This is a genomic window from Rubrivivax gelatinosus, assembly GCF_004340905.1.
Lineage (GTDB): Bacteria > Pseudomonadota > Gammaproteobacteria > Burkholderiales > Burkholderiaceae_C > Rubrivivax > Rubrivivax gelatinosus.
The window spans coordinates 131934-144780 of sequence record NZ_SLXD01000009.1 but is presented as its reverse complement, the minus strand read 5'-3'; the positions used below and the strand labels follow the sequence as shown (position 1 = coordinate 144780).

Genomic DNA, 12847 nt, shown 5'->3' with positions numbered 1-12847 from the left:
CATCGCATCGATCCCCGGTGCGAAATCGAAGAAGGAACCCACGATGTCCACTCGTTTCGCCAAGCCCCTCGTCGCCCTGTCCCTGCTGGCCGGCATCGGCGGCGTCGCGCACGCCGAAGGGCTGTACGTCGGCGGTGCGCTGAGCGCGCCGAACTACAGCAGCCAGATCAACGGCTTCGGCGGCGGCGACGGCGGCTCCGGCCCCGGCGCCAAGCTCTACGGCGGCTACCACGTGACGCCGAACCTCGCGCTCGAAGGCGGCTACTTCAACCTCGGCCGCTCGCACAGCGACGGCACCGGCGGCACGGCCAAGGCCCAGGGCGTGTTCCTGGACGGCGTCGCCAGCTACGAGTTCGTGCCCAAGTGGTCGGTGCTGGGCAGCGTCGGCGTCGCCCAGGCGCACCTGAAGACCTCCGACGGCAGCGACGACAGCCCGGCGCTGAAGGTCGGCGCCGGCCTGCAGTACGACCTCAGCCGGACGACCTCGCTGCGCGTGGGCTACGACCGCTACCGCTTCACGAACGCCTTCGACGCCAAGCCCTACGTCGGCCAGACGACCTTGGGCGCGAACTTCGCGTTCTGATGACCGTGACGCCCCGGGGCCCGGCGGCGCTCAGCGCGCCGGGCACGGGGTCTGCGACGGGCGGGCGAGCCGGCGGCGCGCCGCGGCCGCCCGGCGTTTCTTCAGCCAGATCAGCACGCCGGTGACGGCGAGCATGGCGATGACCAGGCCCAGCACGCTGACGAAGACCTGCATCGGCCGCCCCCCCACGGCGGCCATGTGCAGCGTCATGAGCCAGGTGCGCACGGTGTCGCCGGCGGCGCCCGCGGTGGGCAGCCAGCGCCCGGTCATCTCGCCGGTCCGGGCGTCGACGTCGATGCGCGTGATGCCCCAGCGCTCGGAGACGTCGAGGCTGCTGCGGGCGTAGTAGCTGTAGCGGCCGATGCGCGGGTCGTAGATCAGCATGTACTCGCCGAGCACGGCGAAACCGCGGCCCGCGGCGGTTTCGGCCAGACGCGCACGGCCGATGGCGCGCGCCGCCGCCCAGTCCACCGGGGGCCGCAGCAGCGGCCGCGCCAGGGGCTGCGGGCGCTCGTCGAGCTGGTGCACGAACAGCGTGCGCATCACCGGCTCGTAGACCTCGCGCAGGTTGAAGGCGACGCTGCTCCAGGCGAGCACGAACAGCATCGCCCAGGGCCACAGGCCGCCGGCGCGGTGCAGGTCGAAGCTGAGCTTGTGCGCCCCGGCGCGCCAGCGCACGGCCCAGGCCGGGCGCCAGCGGCTCAGCCACGACGGCCCGCCGCCGCGCGAAGCGCGCGGCGGCAGCGTCAGCCAGGCGCCGGCAAAGCAGTCCAGCGTCCACAGCAGCGCGGCCGCGCCCATCAGGTAGCGGCCGACGAGGTCCAGCGCCAGCGAGTCGTGCAGCCTCAGCACGAAGGGCATCAGGTTCTTCAGCCCCTGGCCGATGTCGCCCCAGAGGCGCTCGCCCTGCAGGCGGCCGGTCCAGGGGTTGACGAAGACCTGGTCGGCGGCCAGCCCGGGGGCCTTGCCGCCGCCGGGCGGCGGCAGCGCGTAGAGGCGAAAGACCAGCGTGCGGCCGGGCTCGACCTGCAGTGGGGCGCGCGCCACGAAGGTGCCGGGATACGCCGCCTGCACGCGCGCGCGCAGTTCGAGCGGGTCCAGCGCCGGCCCCGGGCCGGCCGGGGGGGCGACGAACAGCTCCGGGGCGAGCCAGGCCTCCAGCTCGTGGTTCCAGGCCAGCAGGCTGCCGGTGAGGCCGGCCATCACGAGGAAGCCGGCGATCACCAGGCCGAACCAGCGGTGCAGCCGGACCAGCGTCGGGCGCATCGTCAGAAGTCGAACTGCGCGCCGAGCTTGACGGTGCGCGGCGCGCCCTGCATCAGGTAGCTGCTCTCGGCCGGCATCACCCAGTAGGCCTTGTCGGCCAGGTTGTCCACGCTCAGGCGCAGCGTCACCGGCGTGCCGGAGAAACGCGTCGCGTAGCGCAGGCCGGCGTCGAACAGCGTGACGGCGTCGACATCCCACTGGTTGGCCGCGTCCAGCGGCCGCTTGCCGGTGTAGCGCGCGCCGGCCGACAAGGTCAGCGGCATCGCGGCCAGGCGGTACTCGACCAGGCCGCCCAGCTGGGTGCGCGCGACGCCCTGGATGCGTTTGCCGTCGAGCTCGCCGCCGGTGGTCTTGCGGCTGGTGGCGTCCAGCCACATCGCGCTGGCCGAAACCAGCCACTGGCGCGCCAGGCGCGCCTTGGCCGCCAGCTCGACGCCCTGGTAGCGCGCCTCGCCGTCCTGGCTGTAGACGTTGTCGGAATCGGTGTAGCTCAGGCCGCGCTGCAGCCGAAACAGCGCCGCCGTCGCCGACCATTGCGCGCCCTCGGCCTTGACGCCCACTTCGTGCTGCTTGCTGAGCATCGGCGGGAAGACCTCGAGCGCGTTGGCCGCGGTCGTCGGCGCCGTCGAGCCTTCCTCCAGCGCCTCGACGTAGCTGGCGTAGACCGACAGCCCCGGCAGCGGCCGGTAGACGGCGGCCAGCGACGGCGTGTTGGCGCTGCGTTCGTAGCCGCTGTAGCGGTTGTCCAGCGTGCCCCGGCGCAGGCCGGCGATCAGGTCCCAGTCCGGGCCCAGGTGCAGCGTGTCCGACACGAAGAGCTCGCGCTGGTGCACCTTGTCGTACTCGGTGTCGGCGTCGTGCGTGGTGTGCAGCGGGAACGGGTTGTCGAAGTCGACCGGATCGTCCAGGTTGCCCGAGCCGACGACGCCGCCGTCGCTGCCGCCGGTGTTCAGGCTGCGCGTTCGGGTGCGCGACAGGCCCAGGCTCAGCTCGTGCAGGACCGCGCCGGTCTGCCAGCGGCCCGCGAGCATGGCCTGGGTGTCGCGGCTCTCGAAGCGGTTGGCATAGCTCCAGAAGCGCATCGAGTAGTCGCCCTGCACGTCGGCGAAGATCGCCGGGGCCAGGAACTCGCGGCCGTTCTCCGAGGCGCGATGCGACAGCGACAGCGACCAGTCCGGCGCGAGCTGCCAGGCGAGGTCCGTGCCCCAGGTCTTGTGCTTGGAGCCATAGCGGGTGAACGAGGGCGCCAGGCGCTTGCTGCCGTCGATCGGGTCCAGCGGCTCGGCCGCGGTCCAGTCGTTCGCGCTGCCGTCGGCGTTGGGCGCCAGGGCCCAGTAGCCGCCGCGCCGCACGTGCTCGGCGGCCAGCGCGTCGACGCGCCAGACGAGCTCGGGCGTGATGCGCCAGTCCAGCGCCACCGAGGCCGAGTCGCGCCGGGAACGGCCGCCGTCGATGTAGGTGTCGCCGGTCTCGCCGACGAGGTTGACGCGGTAGCCGAAGGCCTCGCGCTCGCCGAAGCGGCCGCCCAGGTCGCCGTGCAGCAGCGCCAGGCCGCTGTCCATCACCTGGACGTTGAGCTGGCGCACCGGCTCGTCGCCCGGGCGCTTGAGCTGGTAGTTCACCACCCCGCCCGGCGCGCCGAAGCCGTAGAGGAAGGCGCTGGCGCCCTTGAGCACCTCCACGCTGTCGAAATGCTCCAGCGGCAGGTCGCTGGCACGCACGCGCACGTTGCGGCCGTCGATCTTCTGGCCGGTGTAGAAGTCCGGGCTGATGCCGCGGATGGCCAGCGTGTTGTTCTCGGTCACCAGGTTGTCGCTGCCCAGGCTGACCGCGGCGTCGAACTTCGTCAGGTCGGACAGCGAGCGCGCCTGCAGGTTGTCCATCAGCTCGCGCGAGTAGACCTCGACGCTGTAGGGCGTGTCCTTCAGGCTCCTGTCGCCGAGCACGCCGACCGGCGCGCGCGGGTGGCGGTAGGCGTTGTCGGCGCTGCCTTCGAGGGCCGTCGCCTGCGCCCGCACCGCGGGCAGCGTCGCGCCGGCGCCGGTGGCGGGATCGGCCGGCGCGGCCACGCGGCGCAGCGTGAAGCTGCCGTCCGCGCGCTGCACGAGTTCGAGGCCGCTGCCGTCCAGCAGCGTCTCGAAGGCCTGGCGCACGGTGAAGCGGCCGGCCAGCGGCGGCGCGCTGCGGCCTTCGGTCAGCGCGGGGTCGAAGGACAGCGCGAGACCGGCGGTCACCGCCGCGGCCGACAGCGCGCGCCCCAGCGGGCCGGCGTCGATGCGGTAGGCCATGGTCGTGGCGCTGTCCAGCGACGCCGGCTCGGCGGCGCGCGCGGGCGGCGCCAGCGCCGCCGACGCGGCGAGGACGCCCAGGCCGAAAAGCGCCGACTGCAGGGCGCGTGCGAGCGGGTTCAGCGCGTGGCCGCAGGCGGCGCCGCGGCGGACGGAGTGAGCTTGGGGGACGGGCACTGTGGGGAACCTGGCGGTGAGTTGAAGGATTCACCGCCCTTGCCAGCCGAGCCGGCGGAAAGTGTCATCGCGGCACGAAACTGAGCCAGCGGCCGCGCAGGCGCTTCAGGGCCTGCACCGGATAGGTCGTCACCAGCATCACCAGCGCACGTTCGGTGGCGGCCATCGAGCCCACCGGATAGGCCCCCGACACACGCAGCCCGGCGACCGCCGGGTCGCAGTGCACGAAACCGCCGCGGTAGCGCCGCAGCTCGTCGGCCAGGTCGGCCAGGCGCATGCGGTCGGCCAGCAGCAGGCCGCGCGTCCAGGCGGCCTGGGTCTCGTCGGCCGCGAAGACGGCGCCCAGCGCGTCGCGGCCGAAGTCGGCCTGCTCGCCGGCCCGCAGCAGCGCCGCGCCCGCAGCCGACGCGGCCGGCTCGACACGGACCGCGCCGTCGAGCACCGCGACACGCGTGCGCTCGTCGAAACGGCGCACCGTGAAGCGGGTGCCCAGCGCCTGCATCGTGCCGTGCGCGGTGCGCACGACCAGCGGCCGCGGGCGCGGTGCCGGGTCGGCACCGGACTGCACGAGGATCTCGCCGGCGTGCAGCTGGATCAGGCGGCGTTCGGTGTCGTAGCGCACGTCGATCGCGCTGGCGGTGTTCAGCGTCACGCGGCTGCCGTCGGCCAGCAGCAGCTCGCGCTGCTCGCCGGTGGCGGCACGGTGGTCGGCGCCGAGCTGGTAGCCCGCGGGGCCTTCAGACCACTGCCAGGCGGCCCAGCCGGCCGGCACGGCGCCGATCAGCGCCGCCAGCCTGCCGATTGCGGCGCGGCGGCTGCGCCCCGCCCGGCGGTCCAGCGCCGGCATCGCCAGCGCCGGCGGCAGGCCGCCGAGCGTGCTCATCAAGCGCTCGGCCCGCGCCCAGGCCGACGCGTGCTGCGGGCTCTGCAGGCGCCAGCGCTCGCAGGCGGCGCGGTCGGCGTCGGTGGCATCGCCCGAGGCCAGCCGCACCAGCCAGTCAGCGGCTTCGTCGAGGATCTGGGCCGGCGGCGTTTCGGCCGGGATCGGGCGGCTCACGCTCATTCCACCAGGGCCAGGCAGTGCACGAAGGCCAGCTTCATGTGCCGCTTCACCGTCGACAGCGACAGGCCCAGCCGCCGGGCGATCTCGTCGTAGCCCAGCCCTTCGATCTGCGACAGCAGAAAGGCCCGCCGGGCGGCCGCCGGCAGCGTGTCGAGCATCGCATCGACCTGGTGCAGCGTCTGCAGGATCAGCAGCCGCTGCTCGGGCGACGGCGCCTGCGGCTCGGGCAGCGCGGCCAAGGCCTGCAGGTAGGCCCGCTCCAGCGCCTGGCGCTGGCACCAGTTGACCAGCAGCCCGCGCGCCACCGTCGCGAGATAGGCACGCGGCTGCTGGATGGCCTGCAGGTCGCGCCCGGCGAGGATGCGCACGAAGGTGTCCTGCGCCAGATCGGCGGCGTCGTGCTGGTTGCCCAGCTTGCGCTGCAGCCAGGCCAGCAGCCAGCCGTGGTGGTCGACGTAGAGGCCGTCCAGCCGAGACCGCGTGGGCGGTGACGCATCAGCTTCGGACAGGCAGGCGGGAGCGACGTGGGAGGCTGCGGGCATGGCGCGCTCGGAGCGGGCCGATGCCCGAACAGGTCAAATAATAATGCGTCGCATTATCGTAACCCAGCCGCCGGCCCGACGCCGGGCACCCGCGGGCCCGGCCGCAAACCCAGCCGCGACAGCTGCCCGGACCGGATCGCCTCGGCGATCACCGCGGCCTGGGCCTGCATGCGCTCGGCAGCCGCCGCGTCCGCCGCGTCGGCGACGATGGCCGCGTCCACCGCCCCGCAGCGGCCGGTCTGCATGCAGATCATGAACTGCAGCAGCGTGCCGCGGCCGCAATGGCCGCCGAGCGTGCAGCCGGCCAGGATCGCAGCCTCGCCCAGGGTCGCGCCTTCCCTCAGGGTCTCGTCCAGGCCCGCAGCCTGTTCCGGGTGTTGCTGCAGGTACTCCAGCCAGCTCGACAGGCCCCCGTGGGCCCACAGCAGCGCGTCGCCGCCATCGCGCTGCAAGGTCCGCGACAAGGCGGCCCGGAGCTGTTCAGCCTCGGCGGCGTCGGCGTCCCGCGACAGCCCCTGGGCCACCGTGCTGATACGGGAGTCGGGGCCGAACACGGCTTGGTTCAGCGCCCGGAGTGCGGCCTGCAGCGCCTGCGGCGACTCGCCGTAGAAGAGCTTGCAGCGGTCGCGCAGCTGGGTCCGGGCCAGTTCCACCTCGCCCTTGATCTGCGCGTCGGCCTGCGGCAGTTCGGGGAGGAGGTCGTGTACGGAGAGCAGGCAGTAGCCCACGGCCTCGCGGGCGATGAACTTCGTTTCGACCGAGTCGGCCTCGAGGCCGGCGCGGTAGAGCGCGAACAGGGCTTCGGGCGAGGCCGTGTGCAGGCGCTGGGCCCGGCGCTGCGGCGGCGACTCGGCTCGCGGCAGCAGGGCCCGGCTGACAGGCGGCGGCGCCGGTTCGAGCTCCGTTCGGGGCCCCGCCGTGAGCCGGGCCGGCGGCGGAGGCTCCACCGCCGTGGGGCCTGTCATGAACACCACGGCGGCCACCACGAGGCCGGCGACCAGCGAGAGTGCGACGGCGGTTCTGTTGAACATCGGATGCGGCGCTTGGCCCGCATGCTAGCCGCCGCCTCGCGGCGGCGGCTGCGCACCGTCGTCAGTCGACGGGAGACCGTCCGCCCCGCGGCGCAGCCCCAAAGAAAAAGTGCCTGATTCCTAAGGAAATCAGGCACTTGGTGCGTTGCCGCTTATTCGGTGGGGTGGCTGATGGGACTCGAACCCACGACGACCAGAATCACAATCTGGGACTCTACCAACTGAGCTACAGCCACCGCAGCAAAGAAACGAGAGTATAGCGCGAAAGCGCCGGCTTCAAGGCGTAGTCGACTTGCTCGCAGCCTCGACCGCAGCTTGCTTGATCTCGGCCTTGGTGCGGCGCTTCAGCGCGTCCAGGTAGGCCATCGCCTCGGCGGTGGCCCAGGTCTGGGCGAGTTGCTGCTGCAGCATCGCGTCGGTCGACGGCTCCGCCTCGCGCGCCAGCACCTGGGTCACGCGCACGACGGCGTAACCCTGGCTGCCGAGATCGACGCCGACGACCGCCGGCAGCTGCTTCGGGTCGGCGCGCAGCACGGCCTCCATGATCGGGCGCGGCAGGCCCTGCGGCTGGGCACGCGAGACCGTCAGCGAGATCGGCAGCGCCTCGTTCGGCGTCTTCTTCAGCGCTTCCAGGCGCTTGGCGCCCTCGGCCTTGGCCAGCGCGGCCGCCTTCTGCACCACGACGGCTTCGCGCACGCGCTCGCGCACCTCGGCCAGCGGCAGCGTGCGCGCCGGCGAATACTCGACGATGCGCGCCGACGCGAGCTGGTTCGGGCCGATCTCGACGGCGTCGGTGTTGCGCTTGTTGCGCACCGCGTCGTCTGCGAACACCGCTTCGAGCAGCTTGGCCGAGCCCAGCGCGCCGCTGGCGCCCGGCGCGGGCTGGCGCAGCACGGTGGCGGTCTGCTTCTGCAGCTTCAGCTTGTCGATCACCGGCTTCAGGCTGTCGGACTGCTCGTAGACGGTGTTCGTGAAGGTCTCGGCCGCCTCGGCATAGCGCTTCTGCGCCAGCGAGCGGCGGACCTCCTGCTCGACCTCGGCCCGCACCGACTCGAAGGACTTCTTCTGCCCGCCGCGCAGGCCCGTCAGCGTGATGACGTGGTAGCCGAAGTCGGTCTCGATGACGTTGCTGATCTCGCCCGGCTTCATCGCGTAGACCGCGTCCTCGAAGGGCTTGGCCATCATGCCGCGGCCGAAGAAGTCCAGGTCGCCGCCGCGCGAGGCGGAGCCCGGGTCCTGCGAGTTCTTGCGCGCCACCTCGGCGAACGAGTTCGGCGAACGGCGCACCTCGGCCAGCAGCTGCTCGGCGCGCGCCTTGGCGGCCTTCTTCTCGTCGGCCGGCGCCGACGGATCGACCCGCACCAGGATGTGGCTCGCGCGGCGCTCCTCGGCCTGCGTGTAGCGGCTCGCGTTCTCCTCGTAGTAGCGGCGCAGGTCTTCCTCGGGCACCGCAACGTCACGGGCCAGCGTGGCCAGGTCGAGCACGACGTACTCGATCTGCGCCTGCTCGGGCGCGCGGAACTCGGCCGAGTGCGCCTCGTAATAGGCCTGCAGGTCGGCGTCCGCAGGCGTTGCCTGGGCACGGAAGGCGTTGGCGTCGAAACGCTGGATCTGCACCGCGCGGCGCTGCAGCAGCGCGTCCAGCGAGGTGGCGCCGACGGCCGGCGGCGTGAACGAGGACTGGGCGACCGCGCCCAGCACCTGCTGCATGCCGAACTCCTGGCGCAGCTGCTGCTCGAAGGCCTCGACGCTCATGCCCTGCGCGGCCAGGATGTCGCGGTTGACGCTGCCGTCGGGGTTGCGCAGGCCGGCGAACTGAGGGTCGCTGACGAACAGGCGCTGCAGGCGCGCGTCGTCGGGCACGAGGTGGTACTGGCGTGCGGTGGCGATCAGCACGCGGTCGCGCACCAGGCCGTCCAGCGTCTCGCGCTTCATCTCGGGCGTCTCGAGCAGCCTGACGTCGACATCCGGGCGCTGGCGGCGCATCCGCTCGACGTTGTCCTGATGCGCGGCGTCCCATTCGGCGCGCGAGATCGACTGCCCGTCGACCTTGGCCACCGTCACCGCCCCGCCCTCGGAGAAGCCGGTGTAGCCCTGGATCCCGAAGAAGACGAACGACGGGAAGATCAGCAGCACCATGATGCCCAGCACCAGGCGCGAGTGGTTGCGGACGAAATCGAACATCGTTGTTTGGGATGGGAGGGCCGTGACGGCGAAAGACGGGGCCCTGAAGCGAAAGAAGGCGAACCGCGGTTCGCCTTCCGGGTGGGCGGTCGGCGCGGCATTCTATGCCGCGCCGCTGCCTGTGCTTGGTGGGTGCTGACGGGTTCGAACCGCCGACCTACGCCTTGTAAGGGCGCCGCTCTACCGACTGAGCTAAGCACCCGGCTGGATTCAGCCGAGCAGGTCCTTCAGGGCCTTGCCCGGACGGAACTTCGGAACCTTGGCGGCCTTGACCTCGATGGCCTCGCCGGTGCGCGGGTTGCGGCCGGTGCGCGCGGCGCGCTCGGAGACCTCGAAGGTGCCGAAGCCGGCGATCGCGACGCTGTCGCCGTTCTTCAGCGCGGTCTGCACGCCTTCGAGCGCGGCTTCGAGAGCGCGCGTGGCCGAGGCCTTGGACAGGTCCGCCTGCTGGGCGATGTGGGCGATCAGGTCCGTCTTGTTCACGTCGTTTTCCTCGTGTGTTTCGTTCGGGTCGCCGGCCCGGCCTCGTGGGACGGGCGGGCAGCAAGGCCGCGGATTATGGTTCAGGCGCGCGGGGCGCCGTCCAAGCGCCGACGCGCGGCGCGGTCTTCAGCGCACCTTGGCACGGATCTCGGGGATCGCGCGCTGCAGGTAGTAGACCATCGACCAGACCGTCAGCACCGCGGCGATCCACATCAGCCAGGTCCCCCAGACGCGCGTGTCCAGGCCGAAGACGCGGCCGTCGTAGAGCAGGAACGGGATGGCCACCATCTGCGCCGTGGTCTTGAGCTTGCCCAGCATGTGCACGGCCACGCTGCGCGACGCGCCGATCTGCGCCATCCACTCGCGCAGCGCCGAGATCGCGATCTCGCGGCCGATGATGATCAGCGCGACGAAGACGTCGGCACGGCCCAGGTGCACCAGGATCAGCAGCGAGGCGCAGACCAGGAACTTGTCGGCCACCGGGTCGAGGAAGGCGCCGAAGGCCGAGGTCTGGTTGAGCTTGCGCGCCAGGAAGCCGTCGAGCCAGTCGGTGGCGGCGAAGAACACGAACATCACGGTGGCCGCGAGGTTGCGCGTGCCCCATTCGAGCGGCAGGTAATACACGCCGATGATCAGCGGGATCGCGGCGATGCGCGCCCAGGTCAGCAGCGTGGGGACCGTGAAGAACATCGGGCGATCGTACCGGAGGCGGCGAAGGCGGGTTCGAGGGCGGATCAGTCGTCCAGCGTGCGGGGCTTGAAACGCCGCTCGTCGTCGAACAGGAAGACCTCGGTGAAGGTCCAGGGCCGGGGCAGTTGCGAGACGTCGCCGAAGGGCGCGGCGCGGCGCACCGCGTCGATCGCCAGCTGCGTCGTGTCCTTGGCCTGCGAAGGCACGCGGCGCACGCGGATCTCGCGCACGCGGCCGTCCCGTTCGAGTTCGATGTCGAGCACCGGGATGGCGAGCAGCGGCTCGGGCACCGGGCCCAGGTAGCTGCGCTCCGGGTTCGCCGCGACCAGGCGTTCGGCCGCGCGGCGCTGGTACTCCTCCCAGCTGCGCGCTGCCGGCAGCGGCATCTTGCCGGCGGGTTTCGCCGCGCTGGGCGGCACCGGCTGCAGCGTCGGCGACGGCTTGGACGCACAGCCGGCCAGCACCGCGGCGAGGGTTGCGGCCAGCCAGCCGCGGGATTCAGTGAAGCGCACGGTAGATCTCCTCCGCGAGGTCGTGCGAGATGCCGTCGACCGAGGCCAGGTCCTCGACGCTGGCCGCGGCCACGCCGCGCACGCCCCCGAAACGTTGCAACAGGCGCGAGCGCTTGCGCGGCCCGACGCCGGGAATGTCCTCGAGCTTGCTGCCGCCGGTGCGCACGCTGGCGCGGCGGGCCCGCATGCCGGTGATCGCGAAGCGGTGGGCCTCGTCGCGGATCTGCGCCACGAGCATCAGCGCCGCCGAGTCGTGGCCCAGGTACACCTTCTCGCGCCCGTCGGCGAAGACGAGTTCCTCCAGGCCGACCTTGCGGCCTTCGCCCTTCTCGACGCCGACGATGATGGCCAGCGGCAGGCCGAGCTCGGTGAAGACCTCGCGCGCCATCGAGACCTGGCCGCGGCCGCCGTCGACCAGCACCAGGTCGGGCAGGCGCGCCGCACCCTTCTTCGCCGGCGCGGCGGCCTCTTCGGCGGCGCCGTCCTGGGCGTCCTGGCGGCGCGCCTCGGCCAGCCGGGAATAGCGCCGCGTCAGCACCTGGCGCATCGCCGCGTAGTCGTCGCCGCCGGTCACGCCCTCGATGTTGAAGCGCCGGTACTGCGCGCTCTGCATCGCGTGCGCCTCGTAGACCACGCAGGAGGCCTGCGTCGCCTCGCCGGCGGTGTGGCTGATGTCGAAACACTCGATGCGCAGTGCATCGGGCTCGACGTCGATCTCCAGCGCCTCGACCAGGGCCCGCGTGCGTTCGCGCTGCGAGCCCTCCTCGGCCAGCAGCCGCGCCAGGGCGAGTTCGGCGCCCTTCTCGGCGAGTTCCAGCCAGATGCGCTTCTGCTCGCGCGGCTGCTGCGTGGCGCGCACGCGCACGCCGGCGGCCTCGGCCAGCGTCTCGATCAGTTCCGGGTCCACCGGATGGCTGGTGACGAGCTGCGGCGGCACCGCCTGGCCGAGGTAGTGCTGGGCGATGAAGGCCTCGAGCACCGCGGTCTCGGGGCTGGGCGCGCCGGCACGTTCGTCGGCTTCGGCAGCGCTGAGCGCAGCGCCGTCGTCGACGTGGGTCGGGAAGTAGGCGCGGTCGCCGAGGTGGCGGCTGCCGCGCACCATCGCCAGGTTGACGCAGGCGCGGCCGCCGGCCACGCGCACGGCGAGGATGTCGACGTCCTTGTCGCCGGCCGACAGGCTGCTGGCCTCCATCGCCTGCTGGTGCAGCACGCGCGACAGCGAGCCGATGCGGTCGCGCACGGCGGCCGCCTTCTCGTACTCGTAGGCCTCGGCATGACTCATCATCTGCGCCTGCAGGTCGGCGACGACCTCCTGCTGCTCGCCAAGCAGGAAACGTTCGGCGTCGTGCACGTCGCGCGCGTAGTCCTGCGGCGACACCAGCCCGACGCAGGGGCCCGAGCAGCGCTGGATCTGGTAGAGCAGGCAGGGCCGCGAGCGGTTGGCGTAGACCGTGTCCTCGCAGGTGCGCAGGCGAAAGACCTTCTGGATCAGCTGGATCGTCTCCTTGACGGCCCAGGCGTTCGGGTAGGGCCCGAAGTAGCGGTGCTTGCGGTCGACGGCGCCGCGGAAGTAGGCGACCCGCGCGCAACTGGAAGCCGACAGGGCCCCGGCCCCGTCGGCGGGGCGCGTCCCGGTGATCTTCAGGTACGGGTAGCTCTTGTCGTCCCGGAACAGGATGTTGAACTTCGGGTTCAACGTCTTGATCAGGTTGTTCTCGAGCAGCAGCGCCTCGGCCTCGGTGCGCACGACCGTCGTCTCCAGCCGCGCGATGCGCGCGACCATCGCGCCGATGCGCGTGCCGCCGTGGTCCTTGTGGAAGTAGCTGGAGACGCGCTTCTTCAGGTTGCGCGCCTTGCCGACGTAGAGCACGCCGCCGGCTGCGTCGAAATAGCGGTAGACGCCGGGCAGGCCGGGCAGCGCGGCGACTTCGGCCAGCAGGCGCTCGCGGGGCGCGTCGGGCGCAGCGGCCGACGCGGCGTGAGGGACGGCGGGGGACTCGGGCTCGGGGATCACGGGCCCTATTGTCG

11 protein-coding genes and 2 tRNA genes are annotated in these 12847 nt (G+C 72.2%); 1 reads left to right on the top strand and 12 read right to left on the bottom strand.

Annotation, left to right across the window (positions count from 1 at the left end; all coding sequences use genetic code 11):
* Positions 1–43: 43 nt before the first annotated feature.
* Positions 44–583 (top strand): outer membrane beta-barrel protein, encoded by a 540-nt coding sequence (locus EV684_RS14970; protein WP_132648090.1) that lies wholly within the window; start codon positions 44–46, stop codon positions 581–583.
* A 30-nt stretch (positions 584–613) separates the two neighbouring features.
* Here the strand turns inward: EV684_RS14970 and EV684_RS14965 are convergent, their stop codons facing one another.
* The 12 genes from EV684_RS14965 to uvrC all read right to left on the bottom strand — a co-directional run bounded on the left by EV684_RS14965 (position 614) and on the right by uvrC (position 12833).
* Positions 614–1849 carry a PepSY-associated TM helix domain-containing protein gene (locus EV684_RS14965; protein ID WP_132648089.1) on the bottom strand — a complete coding sequence of 412 codons (1236 nt, stop codon included), beginning with the start codon at positions 1847–1849 and terminating at the stop codon, positions 614–616.
* A gap of 2 nt (positions 1850–1851) precedes the next feature.
* Entirely contained in the window at positions 1852–4314 is a 2463-nt protein-coding gene (locus tag EV684_RS14960; RefSeq protein ID WP_132648088.1) for a TonB-dependent siderophore receptor, read from the bottom strand.
* 64 nt (positions 4315–4378) lie between these two features.
* Positions 4379–5377 carry a FecR domain-containing protein gene (locus EV684_RS14955; protein WP_132648087.1) on the bottom strand — a complete coding sequence of 333 codons (999 nt, stop codon included), beginning with the start codon at positions 5375–5377 and terminating at the stop codon, positions 4379–4381.
* Positions 5374–5919: a sigma-70 family RNA polymerase sigma factor gene (locus EV684_RS14950; RefSeq protein ID WP_132648086.1), complete on the bottom strand. Its 546-nt coding sequence runs from the start codon at positions 5917–5919 to the stop codon at positions 5374–5376. The genes EV684_RS14955 and EV684_RS14950 overlap by 4 nt, the downstream gene beginning before the upstream one ends.
* Before the next feature lie 53 nt (positions 5920–5972).
* On the bottom strand, positions 5973–6950 hold the full coding sequence (locus tag EV684_RS14945) for a hypothetical protein (RefSeq protein WP_132648085.1): 978 nt from the start codon (positions 6948–6950) through the stop codon (positions 5973–5975).
* 160 nt (positions 6951–7110) lie between these two features.
* Positions 7111–7186 (bottom strand) — tRNA-His (locus EV684_RS14940).
* A gap of 40 nt (positions 7187–7226) precedes the next feature.
* Positions 7227–9134, bottom strand: coding sequence for a SurA N-terminal domain-containing protein (locus tag EV684_RS14935; protein WP_132648084.1), 1908 nt, complete (start codon positions 9132–9134; stop codon positions 7227–7229).
* 126 nt (positions 9135–9260) lie between these two features.
* A tRNA-Val gene (locus EV684_RS14930) sits at positions 9261–9336 on the bottom strand.
* Positions 9337–9344: 8 nt separating this feature from the next.
* Positions 9345–9701 (bottom strand): HU family DNA-binding protein, encoded by a 357-nt coding sequence (locus EV684_RS14925; RefSeq protein ID WP_259375557.1) that lies wholly within the window; start codon positions 9699–9701, stop codon positions 9345–9347.
* 42 nt (positions 9702–9743) lie between these two features.
* Positions 9744–10307, bottom strand: coding sequence for a CDP-diacylglycerol--glycerol-3-phosphate 3-phosphatidyltransferase (pgsA, locus tag EV684_RS14920; protein WP_132648083.1), 564 nt, complete (start codon positions 10305–10307; stop codon positions 9744–9746).
* Between the two features lie 44 nt (positions 10308–10351).
* Positions 10352–10819 carry a hypothetical protein gene (locus EV684_RS14915; RefSeq protein ID WP_132648082.1) on the bottom strand — a complete coding sequence of 156 codons (468 nt, stop codon included), beginning with the start codon at positions 10817–10819 and terminating at the stop codon, positions 10352–10354.
* Positions 10806–12833: an excinuclease ABC subunit UvrC gene (uvrC, locus tag EV684_RS14910; protein ID WP_200222304.1), complete on the bottom strand. Its 2028-nt coding sequence runs from the start codon at positions 12831–12833 to the stop codon at positions 10806–10808. The genes EV684_RS14915 and uvrC overlap by 14 nt, the downstream gene beginning before the upstream one ends.
* Positions 12834–12847 lie beyond the last annotated feature (14 nt).

Excerpts from the sequence above, each read along its gene's own strand:
- EV684_RS14965 (WP_132648089.1), bottom strand. The coding sequence starts at position 1,849 with ATGCGCCCGACGCTGGTCCGGCTGCACCGCTGGTTCGGCCTGGTGATC.
- EV684_RS14935 (WP_132648084.1), bottom strand. The coding sequence starts at position 9,134 with ATGTTCGATTTCGTCCGCAACCACTCGCGCCTGGTGCTGGGCATCATG.
- EV684_RS14970 (WP_132648090.1), top strand. The coding sequence starts at position 44 with ATGTCCACTCGTTTCGCCAAGCCCCTCGTCGCCCTGTCCCTGCTGGCC.
- EV684_RS14955 (WP_132648087.1), bottom strand. The coding sequence starts at position 5,377 with ATGAGCGTGAGCCGCCCGATCCCGGCCGAAACGCCGCCGGCCCAGATC.
- pgsA (WP_132648083.1), bottom strand. The coding sequence starts at position 10,307 with ATGTTCTTCACGGTCCCCACGCTGCTGACCTGGGCGCGCATCGCCGCG.
- EV684_RS14945 (WP_132648085.1), bottom strand. The coding sequence starts at position 6,950 with ATGTTCAACAGAACCGCCGTCGCACTCTCGCTGGTCGCCGGCCTCGTG.
- EV684_RS14950 (WP_132648086.1), bottom strand. The coding sequence starts at position 5,919 with ATGCCCGCAGCCTCCCACGTCGCTCCCGCCTGCCTGTCCGAAGCTGAT.